Below are 25,292 nucleotides of genomic sequence, written 5' to 3' on the forward strand. Positions count from 1 at the left end.
GGAGTCACTGCTTCCGGATGCGCAGCCCCTACTTCTGGATGCACTGCCCGGAGGAGACGGGCGCGGACAGCGACGGCGCCTGCTCTGCGACGGGGTGAAGGTCGTTCATGGTGATGGCGAACCCCACTTCGGCATCCGAGGTTGCCTTGGCGAAAATGACCCCGGCCACCTGGCCATCGGCGGTGAGCAGCGGGCCGCCCGAGTTTCCCGGCTGCACATCCCCGGCCAGGCGGTAGATGTCCTCCGGGGAGGGGTTGTTTCCATAGATGTCCGGGACCAGGACCGTGGCAATGTCCTGCACGGTGGCGGGCTTGGACTGGAAAGGTCCGCCGTGCGGGTACCCGGCGAACGCGGCCTGGCTGCCGCCGGGCAGGTCGCGGCTCAGCGGCAGCGGTTGGGACGGCAGGTTGTCCACTGCCAGGACCGCCAGATCCCGCCTGGTATCGAAGTAGACCACGCGCCCGGGCATCGCACCGCCGTCGGACATCTCCACCACCGGCTGCGACACGCCCGCAACGACGTGCGCGTTGGTCACCACGCGGTCGGGGGACACCACGAAACCGCTGCCGGTCTGGTTCTGGCCGCATTCGTACGCGGTGCCGGCAATCCTGAGGACGGACTGCGCCGCTTTGTTAAGCGCCGGAGTATTGGTGCTGGTGTTGGGCACCTGGACGGTCTGGCCGTGGTCCAGCCCTTCGATCAACGTGGGGATTCCGTTGCCGATCACCGTGGAGCGCAGCTGCGCCATGGTGGCCTTGACGGGAGTGGGGGTGAGTCCGTCGATGAAACGGATCACCTTGGACTCGGCCAGCTGCTGGGACACGACCGGCACGCCGAGGGAGCTGACGCTGAAGGCCAGCATGGACATCACCAGCGCTGAGACCACAAGGTTCAGCGCGCCGCCCACCAGCCGGTCCACCGCGCGCAGGGGCCGGATCCGCACCACGCCCCGGAGCTGGCGCCCCACCATGGTGCCCAGGCCATGCCCCAGCGCCATCAGGACGACGGCGGCAGCGATGATGGCGGTCAGCCTCCACCCGGAATCCTCGACAAAGGTGCTGACGAGGGGGACGGCGAAGAATGCGGCAATGGCGCCGGCAGCGAACCCGGCGAGGCCACCGGCAGTGACCAGGAACCCGTTGCGGAGGCCGTAGATCAGGTATGACAGCAGCGCCAGGATCAGGACGATGTCCAGGACAGTCAGGCCGACCACAAAGGCTCCTTATTAACAGTTGAACCCCCATTCTAGTGGCGGGCACTGACAAACTTCCGCGGCCGGCGGCGCCCTCCGCCAGACCCGCAATCCACCGCCTGCAGGCGTTTCGGCTGCCAAGTTCGTCACAGAACGTTGAAAATTCTGAAACAATGGCACAAGCGCCACAGCCGATACTTTTACTCAGGAGATTTCATGGACATCGAGGTACTGCGCCGAGCACCCCTTTTCGCCACGCTCGACGACGACGCATTCCGGCTTCTGACGGATGAGCTGACCGAGGTGGACCTGTCCCGCGGCGCGTCCGTGTTCCGCGAGGGTGACCAGGGTGACCAGCTGTACTTCATCGTCTCAGGCAAGGTGAAGCTCGGACGCACCTCCCCCGACGGCCGCGAATCGCTCCTGGCCATCCTCGGCCCCGGTGAGCTGTTCGGCGAAATGGCCCTGTTCGACCCCAGCCCCCGCACCGCCACCGCCACCGCGGTGTCCGAAACCCGGCTGGCCGGGCTCAAGAACGAGAGCCTGAACACGCTGCTGCGCACCCGCCCCGAGGTTTCCGCCCAGCTGCTGCAGGCACTGGCCCGCCGCCTGCGCCGCACCAACGACTCCCTGTCGGACCTGGTCTTCTCCGACGTCCCCGGCCGCGTGGCCAAGGCCCTGCTGGACCTGGCGGACCGCTTCGGCCGGCCGGCAACGGACGGCGTCCTGGTGGCACACGAGCTCACTCAGGAAGAACTGGCGCAGCTGGTGGGCGCCTCCCGTGAAACGGTCAACAAGGCCCTGGCCGAGTTCGTGCAGCGGGGCTGGCTCCGGCTCGAAGCCCGCGCCGTGGTCATCCTGGACATGCAGCGCCTCCGCCAGCGCTCCCGCTAGGACCCAACAGAAAAGGCCGCCTCGAGGGGCGGCCTTTTCCATGCCTGGGCTTGGTTAGTTCTTCACCACTTCAAGTTCGACGACGGCCCACGACAAGGCGGGAAGGCTGAGCCGGAGCTCGGACCCGGCTGCCTTGGCCCCCTCGAGCGGTTTCAGGCCCACCCGGTCCGGGTTCTCCTGGTTGTTGATGGTGAACCTGTCCCCGCCCTCCGGGATTTCGAGCACTTCCGCCCTGACCACCCGCTGCGCGTCGAAGCCACGCAGGGCCACCTCCACGTCCGCGGCCTCTTCAAGGCCGCGATTGGCCAGGAACAGGGCCACCCGGCCCGTTTCCTCGTTCCAGGTGGCGCTGACATCCACCAGGTCCGCGTCGCCAAACCGCGCGTTGGCGTACTTGTCCGAGTCCACGGACAACCGCAGGATCTGTCCCTTCGCCAGTTCGGCCATCCGGGCGAAGGGGTGGAAAATGGTCTGGCGCCAGGCAGGGCCGTTCTCTTCGGAGAAGATCGGGGCAATGACGTTGACCAGCTGTGCCTGGTTGGCGATTTTGACCCTGTCCCCATGGCGGAGCAACGAGTTGAGCAGGGTTCCGACGACGACGGCGTCCGTCACGTTGTACTTGTCCTCGATGACCCGGGGGTGCTCACGCCAGCCGGCCTTTGAGACATTGTGAGGCTGGTCTTCGGTGTCCAGGCCCCGCTGGTACCAGACGTTCCACTCGTCGAAGGACAGGTTGATGTGCTTCCTGTGCTTGCCCTTGGCCCGGACCGCGTCGGCGGTGGCTATGACGGATTCGATGAAGTAGTCCGTGTCCACTGCGCTGGCGATGAAGCTGCCAACGTCGCCGTCGCGCTCCTGGTAGTAGGCATGCAGTGAAACATAATCCACCTCCTCATAGGCATGCGACAGGACCGTTTGTTCCCAGGCGCCGAAGGTGGGCATCCCGGAATTCGAACTTCCGCAGGCCACCAGTTCGATCTCCGGATCGACGAACCGCATGGCCTTGGCCGCTTCCTGGGCCAGCCGGCCATACTCTGCGGCCGTCTTGTGGCCGATCTGCCACGGACCGTCCATTTCGTTGCCCAGGCACCAGAGTTTGATGTTGAACGGGTCCTTGTGGCCGTTCCTGGCGCGCAGGTCCGAGAGGCGGGTGCCGCCGGGGTGGTTGGCGTACTCCACAATGGCCCGGGCTGCGTCCACTCCCCTGGTGCCGAGGTTGATGGCTTCCATGATTTCGGTACCGGCCTGGCGGGACCAGTCCACGAATTCGTGGAGGCCGAAGGCGTTGGTCTCCAGGGTGTGCCAGGCGCCGTCCAGCCGGCGGGGCCGGTCTTCCCGGGGGCCGATTCCGTCTTCCCAGTCATAACCGGAGACGAAGTTGCCACCGGGGTAGCGGATGACGGTGGCGCCGAGCTCCTTGACGAGCTTGAGGACGTCCTGGCGGAAGCCGTTGTCGTCGGCCTCCGGGTGCCCCGGTTCGTAAATGCCGGTGTAGACGCAGCGGCCCATGTGCTCGACGAACGAGCCAAATAGCCGGCGGGGCACTTCGCCGATGGTGAAGTCGCGGTCGAGGGTGATCCTGGCGCGGGACATGTGCAAATCTCCTTGGTTGTGCTGGGTGTTGGTGGTGGACAAGCAAAGGGCGGAATCAGGTGCCGGCCAGTCCCGTCGTCGCAACGCCCTTGATGATCTGGCGCTGGAAGAAAAGGAACACCAGGATCAGCGGAAGGGCTGCGAGCAGCGCAGACGCCATGTTCTGGGCGTACTGGATGCCGTAGGCGCTCTTGATGGTCTGCAGCCCCACCGGGAGGGTCAGGATGGAGCCGTCGTTGGTGGCGATGAACGGCCAGAGGAAGTTGTTCCAGGCACTGATGAAGACAAAGATCGCGACGGCGGCGAGGATGGGACGGGACAGCGGCAGGATGACCTGGAGGAAAATCCGCATGCGGCTGGCACCGTCCATCACCGCGGCCTCTTCGAGTTCCCGGGGGATCTGGTCGAAGAACTTCTTGAGCACGAACACCATGGCGGGATGGATGACCTGCGGCAGGATGATGGCCCAGGAGGTATCGATCATGTGCAGCGCCACCATTTGGTAGAACAGCGGGATGATCAGGACCGGCGGCGGGATGATGATGGACGCGATGATCACCACCATCAGGACCTTCTTGCCACGGAAATCTATCCGGGACAGGGCATAGGCCACGAGTGCCGAGATCACCAGGGTGATCACCGTGATGGCCGCCGAGGTGTACAGGGAATTCCAGGTCCACAGCGGGATGTTGCCATCCTGGAATACCTTCACAAACGCGTCGGCGGTAAAGCCCGACGGCGGGATCCAGCTGACCTTGGGAGAGGCGGCGTCCGTCTCACTCTTGAAGGCGGTGACGGTTGCCCAGGCGAAAGGCACCAGCCAGAGGACGGCCAGCAGCGCGGCGACGGCCAGGACTGCGGCCCGGCCCAGGGTCATCCTGCGGCCGGTTTTCCGGCTGGCGGACGACCTTGCAGTGGAAGTGACGGGGCGGATGAGAGTTTGGGTTGCCATGGCTATGCACTCCTGCGGCGGGTGATGAAGAACTGGATGACCGATACAGCCACGATCAGTCCAAAGAAGATGTAGGAGATGGCTGCGGAGTAGCCCAGCCGGTACCCGGTGAAGCCTGTTTCGAAGACGTATTGGACTACCGGCCTGGTGGCTCCAGCGGGACCGCCTGCTGTCATTTGGTAGACCTGGTCGAAAATCTTCAGCGAGGCCAGGATCTGCAGGAGCACGATCATCACGGTGGTCGGAGCCAGCTGCGGCAGGGTAATGGCGAAGAACTGCCGCCAGGCTCCGGCGCCGTCCAGCGACGCCGCCTCATAGTGCTGGGCGGGGATGTTCTGCATCGCAGCCAGGTACAGGAGAAAGTTGAAGCCCACCGTCCACCACAGCGTGGCGATGACGATGGCCCACATCGCTACGCCGGGGTCATTCAGCCACGCCACTTTCGGCAGTCCAATCTTGGCCAGTGCGTCGTTGATGAGGCCCAATTGCGGGTTGTACATCCAGGTGAAGAACAGGGATACGACGGTGGATGCCAACAGGTACGGGGCAAAGTAGGAGAGCCGCCACAGCCATTGCGCAGGCAGCCCGACGTTAACCAACGCCGCCATAACGAGGGCAACGACCACCAGGGGGATGGTGCTGATGACCGTGAAGTAGAGGGTATTGCCCAGCGAATGCCACATGTCGGCGTCGGCGAGGGCCTCTGCATAGTTGGCGAAGCCGATGACACTGTCGTTGGCGCCGGTGAGCGACTTGCCGGTCATGCTCATATACAGCCCGTAAAGGAGCGGCCATACCAGGAAGACCAGGAAGAATGCCAGGAACGGTGCGGCGAACGCCCATCCGTTGAGGTTGTCTCTGCTCCTCTGGGAACGGGCCCGCCCGGACCGGGATCCGGTTGGGTTGAACGATTTTTGGCGGGACAGCCCGGGCAGGGAACCTGCGTGCCCCTCGCTGTCGCGGGATGTTGCTAGGGAACTCATGTGGACTCCTGTGTCGCTTGGCGGTTCACACCGGGTTGGGACGGGAAAGGAGGGTGTTGGTGCGCCGCACGAAGGCGTCCCAGCCGTCGGTTGCCTTGTCGCGGCCGAGAAGCACGTTCTGCACGGTCTCGGCAAAATAGGTTTGCCAGTCCGAGCCGGATCCGCTGAACCAGGCCTCGGGGTCGTAAGTGATGATGTCCGCGGCGTCGGCGTAGTGGATCTGGGGCGTGAGGTCCCGGTACGCCTGTGACTGCACCACCGGCTGGTACGCGGGGATGTGCCCTGCCTCGGCCCAGGACAGTGAGCCCTTGAGGATGTCGCTCACGAACTTGTAGACGTCCCGCCGCTTCCCGTCGTCCACATTCAACTGCCGGGGCAGTACGAAGGAATGCGAGTCAGCGTAGGCTGCCGGTGTGCCGTAGAGCGTGGGGATGGTTGCGGCGTCTACCGGCAGGTTTGCCTTCTTGAAGGTGGGAAGCTCCCAGACCCCGCTGAACAGCATTCCCGAACCCCCGCGGGCGAACTCCGCGATTCCGGTGCTGATATCACCGCTCTGCGCCGCGATGGTGTCATCGAAGAGCGACGTCATGAACTCCAGGGATTCAACCGCCGCATCGTTGTCCGCAACCATGGGCTTACCGGGTGTCAGTTCCATGTCTGCGCCGTGCTGTTTGTAGAGCGTGTAGAAGAGACGCCACATCTGCGATCCACTGCCGAGGTATCCGAAGGACAAACCGTGTGCCTGCGTCACCTTCTGCATTTCCCGGGCGATGTTGAGGAATTCCTGGGGTGACGACGCCTCCTGCAACTGCCCGTTGCTGCCAAGCAGCCCCGCCTTTCCGGCCACATCACGGTTGTAGAACATGACAAATGGATGCGAATCGAGGGCGATGGAAAAGACTTTGCCGTTGTTCTGGCTCTTGTCCCAGATCCGCGGTGCGAAGCTCCGGTCCGTGACGCCGAATTCAGACAATAGGTCCAGGTCCCAGGGGTCGATCAGGCCACCGGGTGCATAGCCTGGAACCCTGCTGGCATGCATGATGGCCAGCTGCGGCGGCCGGCCGCCGGCCGATGCCATGGCGAGCTTGGTGTAGTAGGGCGGCCCCCACGCAAGGACGGTGGGGTGCACCTTGAAGCCGGGGTTGGCCTCATTCGCCTTGCTGATCATGGCCTGCATCTTGATGCCGTCGCCGCCGGACAGGAGATGCCAGAACTGGATGTCCCTGGGAGACGCGGCGGAGGCGTTCCCGCCGCACCCGGACAGGGCCGCCGCGGCGAATACGCTTCCCATTGCTGCGGTTCCTGACAGTAGTTGCCGCCTTGACAGCTGCCTGCCTGCGAAAAAATCAAACTGCTTCACCCGTCACTCCTTTGGATGGGTCCGCTGAAAGTCATTCCCGCGCCACAAACCGTTGTTGCTGCATGTCCCGCAACCGCGCCCTCGAGGGCTTCGGTGTGACGCACGCCTCACATTACATCGATGTAACGGCCACCACAATGAAAAATTGTTAGCGTGCGCAAAGTGACTTGCCGCTCTCGATTAGGAGCTTGCCTGAGCAGTCTGGGACGAGGAGCGGAAGCCTAGGAGGACGTGCTCTGCCGCTCCACGATCCTGTAGTCGATGGCCACGACCTTCTGCGGGCCCTCACGATCGCCCATGCGTTCCGTCAGGAGGCGCAAAGCCTCACTGGCCACCTGGCGCTTGTCGAAGGAAACCGTGGTCAACGACGGCACCGCGTACTGTGCATCGGCAATATCGTCGAAGCCGGCGACGGCCACGTCGTCCGGAACCCTGATCCCGCGCTTCCACAGCACGCTGAGTGCGCCGATGGCCATGGAGTCGGTGAAGCAGAACAAGGCCTCGGGAAGCGGGTACGAATCAAGATAGGTGGACAGTGCTTTTGCTGCGGCGTCCGGGCTCCACTTTTCGCAGGGGATAATCAGCGAATCGTCCCAGGCTATGCCGAGTTCTTCGAGTGCGGCCTGGTAACCACGGGTGCGGAGAACCGCTGCCGCCGAACCCCGGCCTTCCGCGGCTCCCAGCACGGCAATGCGCCGCCGGCCGGTCCTGCCCAGCGCCAGTGTCATGTCACGGGCGGCCGCAACACTGTCCACCCATACACGGTCGGCCAGCTTCTGGGACACCTCCCCCAGCAGGACCACCGGCGGGAGGGCAACCCCCACTTTGACGGCACTCTCGTCCAGTACCACGGGGTTGAGGATGAGCCCATCGATCAAGTTGGACCGAGCCCGCGACATCAGTTCGTATTCCCGGGTGGGATCGGACCCCGTCTCCTCGATCTGTACGCTCCACCCCTGTTCGTGGGCTACTTCCACCACGCTGTGGGCGATTTCGGCGGAGTACGGCGTGGCAAGGTCGGGCAAGGCCAGGGCTATGACCCCCGACCTTCCGTTGCGCAGCCCGCGGGCCGAGAGGTTGGGAACGTAGTCCAATTCCACCATGGCCTGCTCCACCTTGACCCTGGTGGGGCCGCTGACCGGGACAATGCCGTTCATGACGTTGGAGACCGTCTTCGGCGAAACCCCTGCGAGGCGCGCTACGTCCTTGACCGTTGCGCGCAAAGACGCCCCCTTGCTTCCGGTGTGGCTTTGGTGCCGATTTTACTCTGGTCCGCCGTCCAAGTGCTCCACCTGGAGGAGCGTCAGCGTTCGCGCTGAGGGTCCCCCGCCACGGTCTTGGCGGCCTCGACTTCGAGCATGAGCCTGCCGTCCTCTTCGACCAGGGTTGGCTGGTACACATGGGGTTTGCGCTTGTAGCTCAGGTAGGCGATGCAGCCGTTGGCCGTCGCCATCTTCTCAAGCATGATTTCGGAGCCGGGGACCAGCAGTTCACCCAGGGGGCGGCCCACGGTATTTTCCTGTCCCGCTTCATCGCCCAGTGTTGTGGTGTTCCGCTCCTGGATCACCTGCGCGGCGTTGACCCACCTGCCCCACACGCCCTTGCCTTCGAGCAGGGACGGTTCCTGGCCAAGGGGAACGGTGGCGGCGAAGTACCGGGTGTCGAACCGGCGGTGCGCAAAGTCGGGGCTGCGCCAGTTGACCAGGGATTTGAGCAGGTCGGTGCGCAGCGAGAGGCCGCGCTTGCCCAGTACCTGGGCAAGCGTCTTTTCCTGGTCGGCCACCGCAATGCGTGCCCGCATCCACTCGGACGTGGACGTGGCCTCGACCGTGCTGGACATGTCCGGGCCCGCCAGCAGCACGCCGGTTTCTTCGAAGAGCTCCCGGATGGCGCCCACCACGTGGCGCCGCGCCAGCCCGACGTCGTCCGTTCCCATTTGCTCAGCCCAATGCTGCGGTGACGGGCCCAGCCAACCCATGGCTTCGTCGTCGGCCGGGTCCAGGGATCCGCCGGGGAACGCGAGGACCCCCAGCGGGGAGGAGCCGGGCCGGTAGCCCAGCCACGTCTCCAGGCCGGTGGGCGAATCACGCAGGAGGACTACCGATGAGGCGTAGCGCGCCGCCCGGGGCGTGCGCTCGCCGTGTTCGAGCCAGCTTTGTGCTGCCCCTTGAAGGTCTTGGGGAAGTGCAAAAAGGCGTCGTGCGAGGTGAGGCAAGGGAAGTGTCCGGTCCTAGCTGAATTCGGCGATCAGCTCGACCTCTACGGGAGAGTCGAGCGGAAGAACGGCAACGCCGACGGCGGAGCGTGCGTGCTGCCCGGCGTCACCCAGGACGCGGCCCAGCAGTTCCGAGGCGCCGTTGACGACGGCGGGCTGGCCCGTGAACGAGGGGTCCGATGAGACGAATCCCACAACCTTCACGATCCGGGTGATCCTGTCGAGGTCCCCGATGACGCTCTTGACCGCGGCCAGGGCATTGACGGCGCAGACGGCTGCGTAGCGCTGCGCGTCCTCAGGTGAAACGGTGGGCTCATCGGCGAACCCTTCCGTGCCGACGGACACCTTGCCCGTAGCTTCGAGTTTGCCGTTAATGAACGGCAGCTGGCCCGAGGTGTAGACGTGGCTGCCGGAGACGACGGCGGGAACGTAGGACGCCACCGGGGCGGCCACTTCGGGGAGGGTGATGCCAAGTTCCGCGAGGCGCTGCTCGACGGCTGATGCGGGCGCCGTTGCGGCGCTGGACTGGGCTTCTGCCGGGGTGCTCATGCTACTGCTTCTCCCTCTTGAGGTAGGCGACAAGGCCGTTGCCGTCAGGTCCGGGGACTACCTGGACGAGCTCCCAGCCGTCCTCTCCCCACTGGTCCAGGATCTGCTTTGTGGCGTGGATAATGAGCGGAATCGTCGCGTACTCCCATTTGGTCATGAGAGAAAGCGTAGCCCTTGCCGGTAAAGTGGAAAACATGGCGACTCGCAAGAACCCCTTATTCGACACTGCCACCACACTGGGTAAGATTCTTCTCTTCCTTGGTGTGAGCGCGATTTGCGGTGTCCTCGTGGCAGGCCTGCTGGTCCCTGCCGCGGCCGTATCCGGCAGCGCGGCAAGCGGTTCCATCGACTTCTTCGATTCCCTTCCGGCAGAGCTGAAGGTTGATCCGCCCAACCAGACAACACGGATCCTGGCTGCGGACGGCAGTGAGATCGCCAGCGTCTACACGGAGAACCGCACGAAGGTTCCGCTGGACCAGATTTCGCCGAACATGAAGAACGCCATCATCGCCGTCGAGGACAGCAGGTTCTACGAGCACGGCGGCGTGGACACCACCGGCATCCTCCGGGCGCTGGTCAGCACCGCCCGGGGCAACAAGCAGGGCGCCTCCACCATCACCCAGCAGTACGTCAACAACGTGCTCAACGCAAACCTCGCTGCCGCCGGCGAAGAGGACCAGATCAAGCTCAACGGCGTCAACAAGGGCGTGGGTGACAAGCTCCGCGAAATGAAGCTCTCCATTGCCCTGGAGAAGGAGTTCAGCAAGGACCAGATCCTTGAGGGCTACCTGAACATCGTGTTCTTCAACCGTGACGCATATGGCATTGAGGCCGCTTCCCGGTACTTCTTCAGCACCACCGCCAAGGACCTGACCCTGCCGCAGGCGGCACTCCTGGCCGGCCTGGTGAACAGCCCCTCCGCCTTTGACCCCATCACCAATCCCGAGAAGTCCAAGCAGCGGCGCGACCTGGTGCTGGGACTGATGCTGAACCAGAAGAAGATCACCCAGGCCGAGCATGACGCCGCCGTGGCCACGCCGGTGGAGCCCAAGGTGACCCAGCCCAAGCAGGGTTGCGCCTATGCCGCCTCTGCCCCTTACTTCTGCGACTACGTCCTTCACCTGCTCGAAAACAACCCGGCCTACGGCAGTGACAAAGAGGAACGGCAGCACGTCATCTACGGCGGCGGCCTCACCATCACTACCACCCTGGATCCCAAGGCCCAGGCCACGGCCCAGGAGCAGGCAGATGCCGCGGCCGGCGCCAACCCGGACAAATGGGGTGCCTCCATGGTGTCGGTGCAACCGGGCACGGGCAAGATCATCTCCATGGCACAGAACACCTCCTTCCTGGCCGGCGCGGGTGGCTTCAATTCCCAGTTGAACTTCAACGTTGACCAGCTGGACAAGGACGGAAACGACCTCAATGGCGTCGGCGGGTTCCAGCCGGGTTCCACCATGAAGCCGTTCACCTTCGCGGAATGGCTCAACGAGGGCAAGACCATGAACACCGTGGTCAACGCCGCTCAGCGGGTCTATCCGATTGGCTACCCTTGGAAGAACACCTGCGGCAAGGTCCAGGGCGCCTACAGTACGGCCCAGAAGAACGCGCAGCTGGACGCCGCGGACGACCTCCAGAACGCCGAGCCCCAGTGGTACCGACCGCTGACGGTCCTGGAGGGCCTCTACAACTCCATTAACACCGTGACGTTTGCTTCGGCAGCACAGCTGGACTTCTGCGGAATCCAGAAGATCGTGGACGCCGTGGGACTGCACAGCGGCCTCCCGTCGGCGGATGGCAGCGAGCCGAATCCTAAGGTGAACATGATGACACTGGGCAACCTGCTGGGTTCCACCCAGACGTCACCGCTGACCATGGCCAGCGCCTTTGCCACCTTCGCGAATGATGGAAAGTACTGTGAACCGATCGCCATCACCTCGGTCACCGATGCCATGGGCAAACAGCTGCCGGCCCAGTCCAGCAGCTGCCGTGATGCAATCAAGCCAGAGGTTGCCCGCGGGGTGAACTACGCGCTGCAGGAGGTCCTGAACAGGGGTTCAGGTTCACTGATCCAGCCGCGTATCTCCACCAGGACCAGTTTCCCCATTGGCGCCAAGACCGGTACCTCCAACACCAACGGCTCCACCTGGGTTGTCGGCCACACCACCGGCCTGGCCACCGCTGCCTGGTTTGGTGACCCGTTGGGCAACCAGGGCCGTGCCGGCCAAAACATCACGGTCAACGGCAAGTTCTACAAGGGCATTGACGGCTACATGATCGCCGGCCCCATGTTCTCCACCTACATGGCCAAGGTCGCTCCGGCGTACGGCACCAACCCGTTCCCCGCACCGCCGAGCAACATGGTCAGCGGCACCCCCGCCAATACCACGCCTGGCCGCACCACTCCCCAGACCACCCAGGCTCCGGCAACGCAGGCTCCGGCTACCCAGGCGCCTGCTCCGGCCCCGGCGCCCAGCAGCAACGGGAACGGCAACAATGGCAAGGGAAACGGCTAAGCGCGCATGAGCATCGATAGCCTGGCAGGCCGCGCCCGTGCAATCGGGCGCGGCTTTGCCGTCACTGCAGGTGCCGGTGCCGCGGCTGGAACAGCTGCCTTCGGCTACGGCCTGTGGGAGAAGAACCAGTTTGTCCTCCGCGAGGAAACCCTGGCCATCCTCCCGCCCGGCCGCGAGCCTTTCCGGATCCTGCACCTGAGCGACATCCATTTCGTCCCCGGCCAGCGGAAGAAAGCTGACTGGCTGCGGTCACTGGCGGACCTTCAGCCGGACCTCGTGGTGAACACCGGTGACAACCTCAGCCACGTAAAGGCCGTGGACCCGCTGCTGGACGCCTTGAAACCGCTGCTGCAGTTCCCCGGCGTCTTTGTTCCAGGCTCCAACGACTACTTCGCGCCCAGCCCGAAGAATCCTGCCGCATACCTGCTGGGGCCGTCCAAGGTGAAGCCAAAACCGATTGCCCTGGACTGGCCGCGCCTGCGGTCGGGATTCGGCATGAGCGGCTGGGTTGACCTGACCAACCGCCACCAGTCAGTGGTCCTCAAGGGCATGCGCTTTGATTTCTCCGGGGTTGATGATCCGCACCTGAACCGGGAGCGGTACGCGGGCTGGCCGCGGGGAACGGTCAGCCAGGATACGAACGACCACCTCCGGGTAGCGGTCATCCACGCGCCGTACCAGCGGGTCCTGGACCATTTCACCGAAAGCGGGGCGGACCTCCTGCTGGCCGGCCATACCCACGGCGGCCAGCTGTGCATCCCCGGGTACGGAGCCCTCGTGTCCAACTGCGACCTTCCCACCTGGCGTGCAAAGGGCCTTAACGACTGGTCAAGCAACGGGAGCACGACGCCGGTCAACGTCTCGGGCGGCATCGGCACCTCACGCTTCGCCCCGGTAAGAATCGCCTGCAAACCTGAAGCGGTCCTGCTGACGCTCACCTCGCGGGCCTGACTAACCATTACGGCCTGCAATAACTGGGCAAGCAGCCGGTGGCCGGGAAAATCGATGTGAATCGCCTCACGCCAATGGCATAGGGTAGTTGCCAGAGGAAACTACATTCGTTTTAGAGCTTGAGAAGCGGGCATGGCCAAGCAGACTCCATTTTTCCGATCCATCAGCCGTCTTTATCCGCATGTCCGGCCCATCATCCCCAGGCTGCTGCTGGGGCTTCTCTGCGCTCTGCTGGCCAGCATCGTGGCCCTGACCATTCCCCAGGTGCTGCGGGTCCTTGTCAACACAGCGCTGCAGCCCGGGGGTACACCGAAGGACGTCTGGGTTTCGGCCGCCCTCATCCTGGTCCTGGGCATCGCCGAGGCCGGACTGGTAGCGCTCCGGCGGCAGTTCGTCATCAACCCTGCCACCACCGTAGAAACCCGGATGCGGGTGTCCCTTTACGACCACCTGCAGGAACTGACCGTCTCCTTCCATGACCGGTGGGGCTCCGGCCAACTGCTGTCCCGGGCCATGACGGACCTGAACTTCCTACGCCGCTGGATGGCCTTTGGCGCCATCATGCTGGTGGTCACCACCTTGACAGTGATCATCGGCATCGTGGCCATGTTCGCCATGAGCTGGCAGCTGGCCCTGATCTTCCTTGCCGCCGCCGTTCCCATCACCATTAACAGCTTCCGGTTCCGTACCCGGTTCAGCAAGGTGGCGCGTCGCAGCCAGGACCAGGCCGGCGACCTTGCCACCACCGTGGAGGAATCGGTCCACGGCATCCGCGTACTCAAGGCCTTCGGGCGCAGCAGGGAAGCCCTGGAAAACTTCAACGAGCAGGCGGAGGAACTGCGCCAGACCGAGATCGAGAAGGCACGCCACCAGGCAACGTTCACCATGGTGGTCACCCTGCTTCCCGAACTCGCCCTGGGAGCCGGCCTGGTGGTGGGAGTCATGCTGTGCGCCAGCGGCCAACTGAGCATCGGCGCCCTGGTGGCGTTCTTCGCCACAGCCGCAGTCATCGCCTCCCCCGTGGAATTCTCCGGCATGCTGCTGGCCATGGCACTCACGGCCAAGTCCGCCGTCGACCGCCACTACGAAGTGATGGACACGCCGAACACCGTCACCAGCCCGGCCCAGCCCCGCAGGCCCGGCGAGCTTACCGGGGCGCTGCGCTTCAACAACGCCACCTTCGCCTTCGAGGACGCACCGGACAAGCCCATCCTCAGGGACATCAACCTGGACATCCAGCCCGGGGAGACCATGGCCCTGGTGGGCATCACCGGCAGCGGCAAGAGTGCGCTGATCCAGCTGGTGCCCCGCCTGTATGACGTCACCGGGGGTGCCATCACTATTGACGGCGTCGACATCCGGGACTTCGAGGTCGAGGAGCTGCGCAGGATCGTCGGTGTGGCTTTCGAGGACACCACCCTCTTCTCAAATTCCGTGCGGGACAACGTCCTTCTTGGCGCCCCGGTCCGCACGGAGGAGGTCCTGGACGAAGCCCTCGACGTGGCACAGGCACACTTTGCATATTCCCTGCCTGAGGGCGTGGACACGCTGATCGGGGAGGAAGGCCTGAGCCTGTCCGGCGGTCAGCGGCAGCGAATTGCCCTGGCACGCGCCATCGCCGCGCGTCCGCGGGTACTGGTCCTGGACGATCCGTTGTCCGCCCTGGACGTCCACACAGAGGAACTGGTGGAGGCGCGCCTCCGCGAGGTCCTGAAGGACACCACCACCCTTATCGTGGCCCACCGGCCGTCCACCGTGGCCCTCGCGGACCGGGTGGCGCTGCTGGAGGAAGGGCGCATCACCGCCGTCGGAACGCATACCTGGCTGCTGGCCCACAACCAGCACTACCGCTACGTCATCGCCAGCCTCGACCGGGAGCCGCGGGACCTGGACTCCGAACTGTCGGCGCTTGAAGACCAGGCTGAGGAAGTGACCCGATGAGCACCGCAACGTTCGGCACCGCCAACGAAGACAATCCGCACCTCAGCAAGAGCGACAGCCGGGCTGTACGACGGCGGTCGCTCGCCCTGCTGGGGTCCCTCATCCGTCCCGTGCGGGTACGGTTCTGGTTGACCATCGCCATGGTGGTCCTGTCCCAGGCCGCGCGGGTGGCCGGTCCGGCGCTGATCGCGTTCGGGATCGACCACGCCCTGCCCGCCCTCCGGGCCGGCGACAACTTCCCCCTGGTGCTCACCGGCGTCGCCTACCTTTTGGCAGCCATCGCGACGGCGGGACTCACCGCCCTGTATGTCACCTCCACGGCGCTGCTCAGCCAGGCGATGCTGCTGGACCTGAGGGTGCGCGTCTTCCGGCAGACCCAGCGGCTCAGCCTGGAGTTCCACGAAAAGTACACCTCCGGCAGGATCATTGCCCGGCAGACCTCAGACCTGGAGGCGCTGCGCGAACTCCTCGACTCGGGGGTCAGCTCCCTGGCCTCGGGAATGCTCTTCATGGCATTTACCGCCGTCACCATCTTCGCGCTGGACTGGCGAAGCGGTTTGCTGGTGCTGGCAGCGGGCGTGCCGATGTTCTTCCTGGCCCGCTGGTACCAAAAGCGCTCACAGATCGCCTTCCGGGAGTCCCGTGTGGTCTCCGCCCGGCTGATCGTGCATTTCGTGGAAACCATGACCGGCATCCGCGCCGTCAAGGCCTTCCGCAAGGAGAAGGAAAACTCCGAGACCTACGAAAAACTCGCCGAGGACTACCGCCTGGTTACCGTCCGCTCCATCAACCTCAACGGCATCTTTCAGCCGGGCCTGGTACTGATCGGCAACGTCTGCGTCGCCGTAGTCCTGCTCTTCGGCGGATTCCGGGTGCTGGGCGGCGACCTGGCTGTGGGCGTACTCCTGGCCCTCATCCTCTCCACCAAGCGGTTCTTTCAGCCGGTGGACCAGATGGCCATGTTCTACAACTCGTTCCAAAGCGCCCAGGCAGCCCTGGAAAAAGTGTCCGGACTGCTCGAAGAGGTGCCCACCGTCCGGCCCCCAAAGAACCCTGTGGCCCTGCCCAGCGCCACGGGACGCATCGACTTCAATGGTGTCGAGTTCCGCTACGGTGACGGTCCCGTGGTGGTGCCCCGCCTGGACCTGCACATCCCGGCCGGGCAGACCGTTGCGCTGGTGGGACAGACGGGCGCCGGAAAGTCCACCCTGGCCAAACTCATCGCCCGGTTCTACGACGTCACCTCCGGCACGCTGACCCTGGATGGCGTGGACCTCCGTGACCTGGCCACCGCCGACCTTCGCCGGAACATCGTGATGGTCACCCAGGAGGCGTTCCTGTTCAGCGGCTCGGTGGCGGACAACATCGCCCTGGGCCGGCCGGAGGCATCACGCGCCGAAATCGAAGAGGCCGCCAGGGCCGTTGGCGCCCATGAGTTCATCCTTGAACTTCCCGAAGGCTACGACACCGACGTCAACAAGCGCGGTGGCAGGGTTTCTTCGGGCCAGCGGCAGTTGATCAGCTTTGCCAGGGCCTTCCTGGCGCAGCCGGCGGTGCTGATCCTGGATGAGGCCACCTCCTCACTGGACATCCCGTCCGAGCGCCTGGTGCAGGCCGGGCTGGCCCGCCTGCTCGCCGGGACGGACGCGGCACGCAGGACGGCGCTGATCATCGCCCACCGCCTGTCCACCGTGGAAACGGCGGACCGTGTCCTGGTGGTGCACGACGGCCGGATCGTGGAGGACGGCAAGCCGGAGGAACTGATCGGCGGAGGCGGCCGCTTCGCCGACCTGCACGGGGCATGGAAGGATTCCCTGGTCTGACCGGCTTCTTCGGTCAGCCACCGGGGATTTCGCATCCAGGGCCTGAGTCGGCTATCCTTGTAAAGTTGCTTTTGCAGCGGATCGGGATGTAGCGCAGCTTGGTAGCGCGCTTCGTTCGGGACGAAGAGGTCGCAGGTTCAAATCCTGTCATCCCGACCATAACGAAAAGAGGGTCTCCTTGCGGAGGCCCTCTTTTTTATCTCGTTCTGGTCACAGGCTCCACTCTCCCGGTTAAAACGGATGGCCCCGGAGCTGGTGCTCCGGGGCCATCCTCGCCTCCTGGTGAGAGGAAGCTGTTTATGCGGGATCGGGCCAGTTGCCGATGTAGGTGACGACGGCAGCGTCAGTGGTATCGGTCTTCTTGTCCTTCTTCACCTTGGTGGAAGCAGGATCAGGCCAGTTACCAATAGCTACCGACGTACCCGAGTTATCGGCGATGGAACCTGCAGACAGGACGGCCGGAGCCGCCGCGGAAAAAGCCAGGGCCCCAGCCAAGGCGGCCGCGGTTGCGATCTTCTTCAACATATAAGTTCCTCAATACGAGTCGGATTCGTTACAAAGCCAGCACTGTCCTTGTTGACACACATTGTAAAATATTTTCCACAGGGACTGTCAAGCATTCGGCAGCCCAAGTGTCCAGAAGGAGGAAACGCGTGGGCAACGGATTCGGAGAAAAGCTCCGGGCGGAGCGCCTTGAGCGTGGACTGACGCAGGCCGAACTGGGCAAGGACCTGTATTCACCCAGCTACATTTCTCTGCTCGAGACGGGCCGCAGGGAACCTACCGCGGAAGTCATCGAGGAACTCGCGCGCCGGCTGGAGCTTGCACCGAAGGCACTGGAGGCCTGGAGCCAGCCGATTTCCGTAAGCGACGCTGAGTACGTGCTGGCAGGGCTCTATGCCCGCCAGGCCTGGGATTTGCGCGACTATCCCTTGGCTGCCACCCATGCTGCCACTGCCGCCCAAATTGCGCTTGACGGCAAGAACACCAGCGCTTGGTGGAACATGACCTACATGCAGGCCGAGTGCCTCATGAAGCAGGGTGATCTGCAGGAGTGCCGCAAGATCGTCGAGCGCCTCCTTGAGCACCCCATGGCCACAGAGTCTGTGGGCCTCGGCGTGCGTGCCCGGCAGATGCTGGCCGCCGTGTGCCACGGCCAGGGGCAGTTGGCCATCGCCGTGGAGCATGCGTTGGAAGCTGTCAGGCTCTCTGTCAATTTGCCTCGTGGTTCGACGGTGCTTATCGGTGCCCACAGAATCCTGATCGGTGCACTGGCCGAAAGTGGCCGGTTGGATGAAGCCTGGAAGTACTGCCAGGCTCTGTTGGACCAGGTGGACGAGCACGCCATGTCCCAGCTCGCGGGCGAGGTCGCCTGGGTGATCGGCAACGTGGCGTTCATGCGACACGACTACACGGAAGGCGTCAAGCACCACGAGCGGGCGGCCCGCCTGCTCTCCCCCGCCAATGACATCGAATTGTGGGCCCGGTTCAATAAGGCCTCAGCAGCTGTTCGCCTGTCGTCGGGCATTGTGGAGCCTGAGACGCTGTCAGCGATCGAGCGCGCTGAACTGGCCTTCTCGATCGTTGGCGGAACCAAGAGTGATGAGCTGGAAGTCGCCTTCATCCGCGCCCGCTGGCTGTACCTGACCGGGGACATAGTCGCCGCCGTCGAAAAGCTGCGGGAGATCCACGCTGAGCGTGCGGAGCTCGCCAAGCACACTGCGGGTGAAGTTTCCCTTCTCCTGGGCAAGTCCCTCAAAGCTTCCGGTGACACCGACGAAGCACTGGTGCATCTCGAGGACGCCCAAAAGGCCTTCGCCGCTGCCGGCGCGCAGGACCGGGTTCAACAGGCGCTGGACGCGATCCTCGAGATCAAGCTGGCGCAGAAACGCGCCGCAGCTGCCGCCAAAGCCAGTTAAGCGCAGCCAGGTAAACCCACGAAAGCGGGCTTACCTGGCTTCTGGGGCCGGGCTAGGAGAACGTCTTTCCCGTGATTTTCTCGTACGCTTCGACGTAACGGCTCCGGGTACGCGCCACTACCTCAGCGGGAAGCGCCGGCGGCGGGGTGTCCGAAGACTTGTCCCAGCCGGACCCGGCTGAGGTGAGCCAGTCCCGCACATACTGCTTGTCGTAGGAAGGCTGGGCCTGGCCGGGCTCATAGGTGCCAGCATCCCAGAAACGCGAGGAATCAGGGGTCAGCACTTCGTCGCCCAGGGTGATTGACCCGGAGACGGCGTCGTAGCCGAACTCCACCTTGGTGTCCGCCAGGATGATGCCGCGCTCACGGGTGATCTTCTCCGCCGTCGTGTAGATCTTCAGCGTCAGCTCGCTGAGGCGGGCAGCGATGTCGTCGCCGACCAGCGCCACCACGGCGTCGTAGGTGATGTTCTCATCGTGTTCACCGATCAGCGCTTTGGCCGATGGTGTGAAGATGGGGTGCTCGAGCCGCGATCCGTCCACCAGGCCGTCGGGCAGCGGGATGTTGCACACCGTTCCGGAAGCCTTGTACTCCTGCAGGCCGGAACCCGTCAGGTAGCCGCGGGCGATGCATTCCACCGGGAACATGTCCAGCTTCTTGCAGATCATGGCCCGGCCTTCCACCTCGGCCGGCACGCCGTCCTCCACCGTGGAGCCCAGTACGTGATGTTCCACGCCCAGCTGGTCGAACCACCAGAGGCTCAACTGGGTAAGGATCCGTCCCTTGTCGGGGATTTCGCTGGACAGCACGTGGTCGTAGGCGCTGATGCGGTCGCTGGCCACCACCAGCACGCAGTCCTGGCCAAGGCGCTGCAGGATCGATTCGTCCGCGGGCTCATAAAGGTCGCGCACCTTGCCGGAGTAGACGTGGGTCCAGCCGGGCAGGTCCAGGGTCTTGGTGGCGTAGCCGCGGTTTTCTGGCGTTGCAGTCATGGGTCAGGCCTTTGCTTTCACGATGGGCATGGAACCTGTGGCGCCGTAGGGCACCTTGATTTCCCCGCGGGCGGCTTTGCGTCCGATGTCGGTGCGGAACTGCGATCCGTCCAGCTTGATCAGCTCAATGCCGTCGTAGGCTTTCTCGCGTGCCTCCACCAGGTCGCTGCCCAGGGCGACAACGGCCAGGACCCGCCCACCGGCGGACACCACCTTGCCTTCCTCATCCAGGGCGGTTCCGGCGTGGATGACGTGCACGCCGTCGAGCTCCTCCACCTTCTTGAGCCCACGGATGCGGTCACCGGTGCGGGGCTTGTCGGGGTAGTTCTCGGAGGCAACGACGACGGCGACGGCGGTTTCCTTGGCCCACCGCAGCTCTTCTGCCTTGTCCAGTTCGCCCTTGGCGGCTGCCATCAGCAGCGCGCCGAGGGGGGTCTTGAGCCGGGCGAGGACAGCCTGGGTTTCGGGGTCGCCGAATCGGACGTTGAACTCGATGACGCGGGTGCCGCGCGATGTGAGGGCCAGCCCGACGAACAGCACGCCCACGAACGGGGTGCCGCGGCGGGCCATCTCCTTGACGGTGGGCTGCGCTACCCGGTCCACGACTTCCTGGACCAGTCCCTCGGGGGCCCACTCCAGCGGCGTGTAGGCGCCCATGCCGCCGGTGTTGGGCCCTTCGTCATTGTCGAAAATCCGCTTGAAGTCCTGCGCGGGCGAGAGCGCCACCGTGTTCTGCCCATCGCAAAGGACAAACAGGGAAACTTCAGGGCCGTCCAGGAACTCCTCGATGACCACCGAGCCGCCGGCGTCGAAGCAGGACTGGGCGTGCGCCAAGGCTTCGTCGCGGTTGCGGGTGACCACCACGCCCTTGCCGGCGGCGAGCCCATCGTCCTTCACCACGTACGGGACGCCGAAGGTATCCAGCGCGGATGCTGCTTCCTCGGCATTGGCGGCCACCATGGCCATCGCCGTGGGAACACCCGCTTCCGCCATGACCTCCTTGGCGAAAGCCTTTGACGCCTCAAGCTGGGCTGCTGCCTTGCTGGGCCCGAACACGGGAATCCCGGCTTCGCGGACGGCGTCCGATACGCCTGCGGCCAGCGGAGCCTCCGGGCCCACCACCACGAGGTCCACGCCGAGCCGGGTAGCCAGCTCCGCAACTGCCTCGGGATCGTTGCCGTTGATGTTGTAGGTGGGAACCAGCTTGCTGATGCCGGCATTGCCCGGCGCCGCGTGGACCTCGGACACGTTGGGGTCGGCAAGCAGGGAGCGGACAATGGCGTGTTCGCGGCCTCCGGGGCCAATGACGAGTACCTTCACAGTGTCCAAGGGTACTTTGTGCACCCTTCCCGCTCCTAAGCTGTGTCCTCCCCCGCCCGGTCCATCCGGACTCCCGCCCGCTCCGAACCACACACATGACAAAGCTGCGAAACAGGATGACAGGCCCCGCCACCATGGCCGCATTGGCAGGCGTGGTGGCAGCCGCCGTCGTGCTTGCTGTTGCGGAGCTGATCGGGGCGTTCTTTACCGCCAGGGCTACCCCCCTCTTTGCCTTGGGGTCCACCTTCATCGACTTCACCCCACCGCGGTTGAAGGACTTCGCGATCGCGACCTTCGGCACCAACGACAAGGCCGCCCTGTTCGTGGGCATGGGCCTGACCATCGCGGCGCTTGCCTGCGTCCTGGGCGTGGTGGCCTACCGGAAATGGGCGCTGGGTGTCCTGGGTGTGCTCTTCATGGGGGCCGTGATCGTAGCCAGCGTCGTGACCCGCGCGGGGGTGGGTGCCGCGGACGCCATCCCTTCCGTGCTGGGAACCATTGCCGGGCTGGTCGTCCTGCGCCGCCTGATGGTGCCGCTGTGGGGATTGAAGCCGTGGCCGGAAGCACCGGCGGATAGAGCGGCCGACGGCGGGGAAGAAGTTGGGGGGAAAGGCACCAGCCGGCGCCGATTCTTCGCTGCTGCCGGGATCACTGCCGTGGCCGCGGGTCTTGCCGCCACCGGTGGTCGGGTGCTGGCTGCGGCCCGCAGCAATGTCGCCAAGGCAAGGGAAGCGCTGAGCCTGCCCTCGCCGGCGAAGGCCGCAGCCGCTGTACCGGCCGGGGTCCAGTCCACGGTCCCCGGTGTTCCGCCGTGGCTGACCCCCAATGGCGAGTTCTACCGCATTGATACAGCCTTGAGCGTGCCGGAAATCAATGCTGACGACTGGGAACTGCGCGTGCACGGGCTGGTGGAACAGGAAGTGACGCTCACCTTCCAGGACCTGCTCGACGCCGATCTGATCGAATCCCACGTCACGCTCACCTGCGTATCGAACCCAGTGGGCGGCAACCTGGCCGGAAACGCGAAGTGGCTGGGCCTGCCCATCCGCGAAGTCCTGGCCCGGGCCAAGCCCAAGGATGGGGCGGACATGGTGCTGTCGAAGTCCATTGACGGCTTCAGCGCCTCCACTCCCCTTGAGGTCCTACAGGACGACAGGGACGCCATGCTGGCCATCGGCATGAACGGTGAGCCGCTTCCACTGGAGCACGGCTATCCTGTGCGGATGGTGGTTCCCGGGCTGTATGGCTTCGTCTCCGCCACCAAGTGGGTGGTTGACCTGGAGGTCACCTGTTTCGCGGACAGCAAGGCCTACTGGACCGAGCGCGGCTGGTCAGAGCGCGGGCCCATCAAGACGATGGCACGCGTGGACGTGCCAAAATCCTTCGCGAAAGTACCGGCTGGGAAGGTCGCCGTGGGCGGTACCGCCTGGGCCCAGACGCGCGGCATCGCCAAAGTGGAAATCCAGGTCGACAACGGCGACTGGGCGGAAGCCACCCTTTCCACCGAAGCGTCCACCGTCACTTGGCGCCAGTGGTCCTACGAGTGGGACGCCACGCCCGGCGCGCACTACATCAAAGTCCGGGCAACGGACGGAACCGGGGAGGTCCAGACGGAGCAGCGCGCCGATCCGGTCCCTGACGGCGCCTCCGGCTGGCAGTCAGTGCTGGTCACGGTGCAGTAGGTGGTTACCGTGCAGTAGCTGTGTACTGTGCAGTGCTCCCGGGGATCCACGGGGCTGGCCCATAGACTGGCAGTATGCCGCATAACCCGCATGCCACCTTCACTGTTGACTCCGCCGTCGAACTGGCCGTGATCGAACGCAGCGGCTTTGTGGAGTCACGGCACATCGGGTCCGCCGTGCTCCTGTCCGCCGACGGGTCGGTGGTCACTGAACTCGGCGACATCAACACGCCCATTTACGCGAGGTCAACGCTGAAGCCGTTCCAGGCGCTGGCGTCCATGCAGTCCGGGGTTCCGCTGCGCGGCGCCCAGGTGGCCATTGCGTGTGGAAGCCACACGGGGTCCTTGGACCACATGGATGTGGTGGCGGGCATGCTCAAGGCGGCCGGAGTCCGTGAAGAACAGCTGCAGTGCCCCGAGGCGTGGCCGCAGGATGAAACGGCCCGGAACTGGCTGGTGCGCTCGGAAAAGGGGAAGTCGCGGCTGGCGTACAACTGTTCCGGGAAGCACGCAGCGTTCCTCTGGGCCTGCACCGAAAACGGGTGGGACACGCACAGCTACCTGGAGCCGAACCATCCGCTGCAGCAGCGGGTGCGTACCGTCGTCGAGGAATACACGGGCGAGAAGATTGCGCACCTGGGGATCGACGGCTGCGGAGCCCCCGTGGCGGCAGTTTCCCTCAAGGGCCTGGCCAGGGCCTACTCCCAGCTGGCCAAGGCCCCGGGGGACCAGAGCTTCAGCGCCAGGGCCGCCACCATCGCCACCTCAATGCTTGATTACCCGTGGGCGGTGCAGGGCCGCGGCGAAGCCAACACCCTGGTGATGGATGAGCTGGAGATCATCGCCAAAATCGGGGCAGAAGGGGTCCTGGCGATGGCCACGCCGCAGGGGGTTTCCGTTGCCGTGAAGATCCTTGACGGCAATGTCCGCGCCACCTCGCTGGTGGCCCTGACGCTCCTCGCCGCGGCGGGGGCCGTGGAGATTCCAGGAGTTGCCAGCGCCCTGGAGCAGGTGGTGGAACCGGTGCTCGGCGGAGGCCGTCCGGTGGGCAAGATCAGGTTGGGCCCTGCTGTTTCCGCGCTCCTGGACTGAAACCCCATCCCCAAGCGACACCGAAGGAAGACCGAACGCATGGCCGTAGCCCGCCGTCGTATTGACGTCCAGGAAGGCAAAGCAGCGCTGAAGGCGTGGCTGGAAGCTGCCCGGCCGGCGTCGGACGCTCCGTTGCCGCGGACCGTCCTGGCCACCGCCGTCAGGTACTCATTGGAGGAGCTGACGGCGCGTGCGCCGGGAAACTCGGTGGAGGTGCGCGTCCCGCCGTTCGGCGTCACGCAGTGCGTTGAGGGCCCGCGGCATACGCGCGGCACCCCACCCAACGTGATCGAGTGCGACGCCGCCACCTGGCTTGGGATGGTAACCGGCCAGTTGGGCTGGGCGGACGCCGTCGGGGCCGGCAAGGTGGCCGCGTCCGGCCTGCGCGCGGACCTGTCGGCCCTGCTCCCGCTGTAGCCCCTCGGGATCCGTCAGCCGCGGCCGATGAAGGGCATCCCCGCCGCGGTGACCACCACGGAGCCCACACTGGCCGAGGCCGGCATGTTGGCCATCAGCAGGACTGCACGGGCCGCGTCCGCCACCGGAAACATGGGCTCCACCTTGCGGCTGCCGTCCGCCTGCAGCGCCCCCGAGCCCACGCCGATGGTGTCCATGATCTCGGTGGCGGTGTTGCCGATATCAATCTGCCCGCAGGTGATGCCATAAGCGCGGCCGTCCAGTTCGATGCTCTTGGTCAGGCCGGTCATGGCGTGCTTGGTAACGGTGTAGGCCACGGTCCGCGGCCGCGGTGAATGCGCCGAGATGGAGCCGTTGTTGATGATCCGCCCGCCCTGTGGTTCCTGGGCCTTCATGGTCCGGACTGCCGCGGCGGCGCACAGCATGGACCCGGTGAGGTTTACGGCCAGGGTGGCGTTCCAGTCCTCCAGGCTGATCTCGTCCACTGCGGCGGCTGGGCCGAACACACCGGCATTGTTGAACAGCACGTCCACCCGCCCCCACTGCCGGCGGGCGGTGTCGAAAAGCCCTTCGACGTCGTCTGGCCGGGCCACGTCGCAGGGAACCACCAGGGCGTCAGCGTGTCCTTCCGCCGTTTCCTTCAGCTGCGCCTCCCGGCGGCCGGCCAGTACTACACAGTAGCCGTCGGCCAGCATCTGCCGGGCAACCTCCCGGCCGATGCCGGAGCCTGCCCCGGTGACGACGGCGACCCTTCGGATTCGCTCAGGGCTGCTCATAAAGTTCTCCTCGACTGCGTCGGTCATAATTGCATCGTACGTCCTCCTCTCGCTAATCTCGAATAGCAGAAATGTTTTCTCACAATACGAAAACATGGGCCGATGCGTTCAAAGATGAAAAGAGGCT

General features: G+C 64.8%; 22 protein-coding genes and 1 tRNA gene. 10 read left to right on the forward strand and 13 right to left on the reverse strand.

Features of this window, described 5'->3' with window-relative positions; all coding sequences use genetic code 11:
- Positions 1 to 28 precede the first annotated feature (28 nt).
- The gene (locus Q9R31_RS04830; RefSeq protein WP_311261580.1) at positions 29 to 1,213 is read right to left on the reverse strand and encodes a MarP family serine protease; all 1,185 of its coding nucleotides are present in this window, start codon (positions 1,211 to 1,213) and stop codon (positions 29 to 31) included.
- A gap of 195 nt (positions 1,214 to 1,408) precedes the next feature.
- Here Q9R31_RS04830 and Q9R31_RS04835 point away from each other — a divergent pair, with 195 nt between their 5' ends.
- On the forward strand, positions 1,409 to 2,086 hold the full coding sequence (locus Q9R31_RS04835) for a Crp/Fnr family transcriptional regulator (RefSeq protein WP_013602309.1): 678 nt from the start codon (positions 1,409 to 1,411) through the stop codon (positions 2,084 to 2,086).
- 54 nt (positions 2,087 to 2,140) lie between these two features.
- Here Q9R31_RS04835 and Q9R31_RS04840 read toward each other — a convergent pair whose 3' ends face one another.
- The 8 genes from Q9R31_RS04840 to Q9R31_RS04875 form a co-directional block, all read right to left on the reverse strand.
- Positions 2,141 to 3,679, reverse strand: a complete 1,539-nt coding sequence (locus tag Q9R31_RS04840) for an alpha-N-arabinofuranosidase (protein ID WP_311261581.1) — start codon at positions 3,677 to 3,679, stop codon at positions 2,141 to 2,143.
- Positions 3,680 to 3,734: 55 nt separating this feature from the next.
- Positions 3,735 to 4,631, reverse strand: a complete 897-nt coding sequence (locus Q9R31_RS04845; protein WP_311261582.1) for a carbohydrate ABC transporter permease — start codon at positions 4,629 to 4,631, stop codon at positions 3,735 to 3,737.
- A 2-nt stretch (positions 4,632 to 4,633) separates the two neighbouring features.
- Positions 4,634 to 5,614, reverse strand: coding sequence for a sugar ABC transporter permease (locus Q9R31_RS04850; protein WP_311261583.1), 981 nt, complete (start codon positions 5,612 to 5,614; stop codon positions 4,634 to 4,636).
- 25 nt (positions 5,615 to 5,639) lie between these two features.
- Positions 5,640 to 6,905, reverse strand: a complete 1,266-nt coding sequence (locus tag Q9R31_RS04855; RefSeq protein WP_397428196.1) for an extracellular solute-binding protein — start codon at positions 6,903 to 6,905, stop codon at positions 5,640 to 5,642.
- A gap of 290 nt (positions 6,906 to 7,195) precedes the next feature.
- The gene (locus Q9R31_RS04860; RefSeq protein ID WP_311261585.1) at positions 7,196 to 8,197 is read right to left on the reverse strand and encodes a LacI family DNA-binding transcriptional regulator; all 1,002 of its coding nucleotides are present in this window, start codon (positions 8,195 to 8,197) and stop codon (positions 7,196 to 7,198) included.
- Between the two features lie 80 nt (positions 8,198 to 8,277).
- Positions 8,278 to 9,189 carry an NUDIX hydrolase gene (locus Q9R31_RS04865; protein WP_311261586.1) on the reverse strand — a complete coding sequence of 304 codons (912 nt, stop codon included), beginning with the start codon at positions 9,187 to 9,189 and terminating at the stop codon, positions 8,278 to 8,280.
- A gap of 15 nt (positions 9,190 to 9,204) precedes the next feature.
- Entirely contained in the window at positions 9,205 to 9,738 is a 534-nt protein-coding gene (locus Q9R31_RS04870) for a RidA family protein (protein WP_311261587.1), read from the reverse strand.
- A 1-nt stretch (position 9,739) separates the two neighbouring features.
- Positions 9,740 to 9,895, reverse strand: coding sequence for a DUF4177 domain-containing protein (locus Q9R31_RS04875; RefSeq protein WP_009359196.1), 156 nt, complete (start codon positions 9,893 to 9,895; stop codon positions 9,740 to 9,742).
- A gap of 37 nt (positions 9,896 to 9,932) precedes the next feature.
- Between Q9R31_RS04875 and Q9R31_RS04880 the strand changes: the two genes are divergently transcribed.
- From Q9R31_RS04880 to Q9R31_RS04900, 5 genes are all read left to right on the forward strand, one after another.
- A complete protein-coding gene (locus tag Q9R31_RS04880) occupies positions 9,933 to 12,254 on the forward strand; it encodes a transglycosylase domain-containing protein (protein ID WP_311261588.1) in 2,322 nt (773 codons plus the stop codon).
- A gap of 6 nt (positions 12,255 to 12,260) precedes the next feature.
- Entirely contained in the window at positions 12,261 to 13,205 is a 945-nt protein-coding gene (locus Q9R31_RS04885) for a metallophosphoesterase (RefSeq protein WP_311261589.1), read from the forward strand.
- A 132-nt stretch (positions 13,206 to 13,337) separates the two neighbouring features.
- Positions 13,338 to 15,146 carry an ABC transporter ATP-binding protein gene (locus Q9R31_RS04890; protein WP_311261590.1) on the forward strand — a complete coding sequence of 603 codons (1,809 nt, stop codon included), beginning with the start codon at positions 13,338 to 13,340 and terminating at the stop codon, positions 15,144 to 15,146.
- Positions 15,143 to 16,969 carry an ABC transporter ATP-binding protein gene (locus Q9R31_RS04895; protein WP_311261591.1) on the forward strand — a complete coding sequence of 609 codons (1,827 nt, stop codon included), beginning with the start codon at positions 15,143 to 15,145 and terminating at the stop codon, positions 16,967 to 16,969. Before Q9R31_RS04890 ends, Q9R31_RS04895 begins: the two co-directional genes overlap by 4 nt.
- A gap of 82 nt (positions 16,970 to 17,051) precedes the next feature.
- A tRNA-Pro gene (locus Q9R31_RS04900) sits at positions 17,052 to 17,128 on the forward strand.
- 138 nt (positions 17,129 to 17,266) lie between these two features.
- Here Q9R31_RS04900 and Q9R31_RS04905 read toward each other — a convergent pair.
- Positions 17,267 to 17,494 carry a hypothetical protein gene (locus Q9R31_RS04905; protein WP_311261592.1) on the reverse strand — a complete coding sequence of 76 codons (228 nt, stop codon included), beginning with the start codon at positions 17,492 to 17,494 and terminating at the stop codon, positions 17,267 to 17,269.
- A gap of 128 nt (positions 17,495 to 17,622) precedes the next feature.
- Here Q9R31_RS04905 and Q9R31_RS04910 point away from each other — a divergent pair, with 128 nt between their 5' ends.
- On the forward strand, positions 17,623 to 18,888 hold the full coding sequence (locus tag Q9R31_RS04910) for a helix-turn-helix transcriptional regulator (RefSeq protein ID WP_311261593.1): 1,266 nt from the start codon (positions 17,623 to 17,625) through the stop codon (positions 18,886 to 18,888).
- A gap of 52 nt (positions 18,889 to 18,940) precedes the next feature.
- On the opposite strand, the gene Q9R31_RS04915 is transcribed toward Q9R31_RS04910, so the two are convergent.
- Positions 18,941 to 19,879, reverse strand: coding sequence for a phosphoribosylaminoimidazolesuccinocarboxamide synthase (locus tag Q9R31_RS04915; protein WP_311261594.1), 939 nt, complete (start codon positions 19,877 to 19,879; stop codon positions 18,941 to 18,943).
- Between the two features lie 3 nt (positions 19,880 to 19,882).
- The gene (gene purD / locus Q9R31_RS04920) at positions 19,883 to 21,199 is read right to left on the reverse strand and encodes a phosphoribosylamine--glycine ligase (RefSeq protein WP_311261646.1); all 1,317 of its coding nucleotides are present in this window, start codon (positions 21,197 to 21,199) and stop codon (positions 19,883 to 19,885) included.
- Between the two features lie 95 nt (positions 21,200 to 21,294).
- Between purD and Q9R31_RS04925 the strand changes: the two genes are divergently transcribed.
- From Q9R31_RS04925 to Q9R31_RS04935, 3 genes are all read left to right on the forward strand, one after another.
- Positions 21,295 to 22,881, forward strand: coding sequence for a molybdopterin-dependent oxidoreductase (locus Q9R31_RS04925; RefSeq protein WP_311261595.1), 1,587 nt, complete (start codon positions 21,295 to 21,297; stop codon positions 22,879 to 22,881).
- Positions 22,882 to 22,955: 74 nt separating this feature from the next.
- On the forward strand, positions 22,956 to 23,972 hold the full coding sequence (locus tag Q9R31_RS04930) for an asparaginase (protein WP_311261596.1): 1,017 nt from the start codon (positions 22,956 to 22,958) through the stop codon (positions 23,970 to 23,972).
- Positions 23,973 to 24,011: 39 nt separating this feature from the next.
- Positions 24,012 to 24,389 (forward strand): sterol carrier family protein, encoded by a 378-nt coding sequence (locus Q9R31_RS04935; protein WP_311261597.1) that lies wholly within the window; start codon positions 24,012 to 24,014, stop codon positions 24,387 to 24,389.
- Positions 24,390 to 24,403: 14 nt separating this feature from the next.
- Here the strand turns inward: Q9R31_RS04935 and Q9R31_RS04940 are convergent, their stop codons facing one another.
- Positions 24,404 to 25,192: an SDR family oxidoreductase gene (locus Q9R31_RS04940; protein WP_397428197.1), complete on the reverse strand. Its 789-nt coding sequence runs from the start codon at positions 25,190 to 25,192 to the stop codon at positions 24,404 to 24,406.
- Positions 25,193 to 25,292 lie beyond the last annotated feature (100 nt).

This window comes from Pseudarthrobacter sp. BRE9, from assembly GCF_031844305.1.
Classification (GTDB): Bacteria; Actinomycetota; Actinomycetes; order Actinomycetales; family Micrococcaceae; genus Arthrobacter.

Bases quoted from the DNA above. Each gene is read 5' to 3' on its own strand.
- Q9R31_RS04855 (WP_397428196.1), bottom strand. From the start codon at position 6,905: ATGGGAAGCGTATTCGCCGCGGCGGCCCTGTCCGGGTGCGGCGGGAAC.
- Q9R31_RS04940 (WP_397428197.1), bottom strand. From the start codon at position 25,192: ATGACCGACGCAGTCGAGGAGAACTTTATGAGCAGCCCTGAGCGAATC.
- Q9R31_RS04840 (WP_311261581.1), bottom strand. From the start codon at position 3,679: ATGTCCCGCGCCAGGATCACCCTCGACCGCGACTTCACCATCGGCGAA.
- Q9R31_RS04845 (WP_311261582.1), bottom strand. From the start codon at position 4,631: ATGGCAACCCAAACTCTCATCCGCCCCGTCACTTCCACTGCAAGGTCG.
- Q9R31_RS04895 (WP_311261591.1), top strand. From the start codon at position 15,143: ATGAGCACCGCAACGTTCGGCACCGCCAACGAAGACAATCCGCACCTC.
- Q9R31_RS04935 (WP_311261597.1), top strand. From the start codon at position 24,012: ATGGCCGTAGCCCGCCGTCGTATTGACGTCCAGGAAGGCAAAGCAGCG.
- Q9R31_RS04890 (WP_311261590.1), top strand. From the start codon at position 13,338: ATGGCCAAGCAGACTCCATTTTTCCGATCCATCAGCCGTCTTTATCCG.
- Q9R31_RS04870 (WP_311261587.1), bottom strand. From the start codon at position 9,738: ATGAGCACCCCGGCAGAAGCCCAGTCCAGCGCCGCAACGGCGCCCGCA.
- Q9R31_RS04925 (WP_311261595.1), top strand. From the start codon at position 21,295: ATGACAAAGCTGCGAAACAGGATGACAGGCCCCGCCACCATGGCCGCA.
- Q9R31_RS04875 (WP_009359196.1), bottom strand. From the start codon at position 9,895: ATGACCAAATGGGAGTACGCGACGATTCCGCTCATTATCCACGCCACA.
- Q9R31_RS04930 (WP_311261596.1), top strand. From the start codon at position 22,956: ATGCCGCATAACCCGCATGCCACCTTCACTGTTGACTCCGCCGTCGAA.
- Q9R31_RS04885 (WP_311261589.1), top strand. From the start codon at position 12,261: ATGAGCATCGATAGCCTGGCAGGCCGCGCCCGTGCAATCGGGCGCGGC.
- Q9R31_RS04850 (WP_311261583.1), bottom strand. From the start codon at position 5,614: ATGAGTTCCCTAGCAACATCCCGCGACAGCGAGGGGCACGCAGGTTCC.
- Q9R31_RS04905 (WP_311261592.1), bottom strand. From the start codon at position 17,494: ATGTTGAAGAAGATCGCAACCGCGGCCGCCTTGGCTGGGGCCCTGGCT.
- Q9R31_RS04880 (WP_311261588.1), top strand. From the start codon at position 9,933: ATGGCGACTCGCAAGAACCCCTTATTCGACACTGCCACCACACTGGGT.
- Q9R31_RS04915 (WP_311261594.1), bottom strand. From the start codon at position 19,879: ATGACTGCAACGCCAGAAAACCGCGGCTACGCCACCAAGACCCTGGAC.
- Q9R31_RS04835 (WP_013602309.1), top strand. From the start codon at position 1,409: ATGGACATCGAGGTACTGCGCCGAGCACCCCTTTTCGCCACGCTCGAC.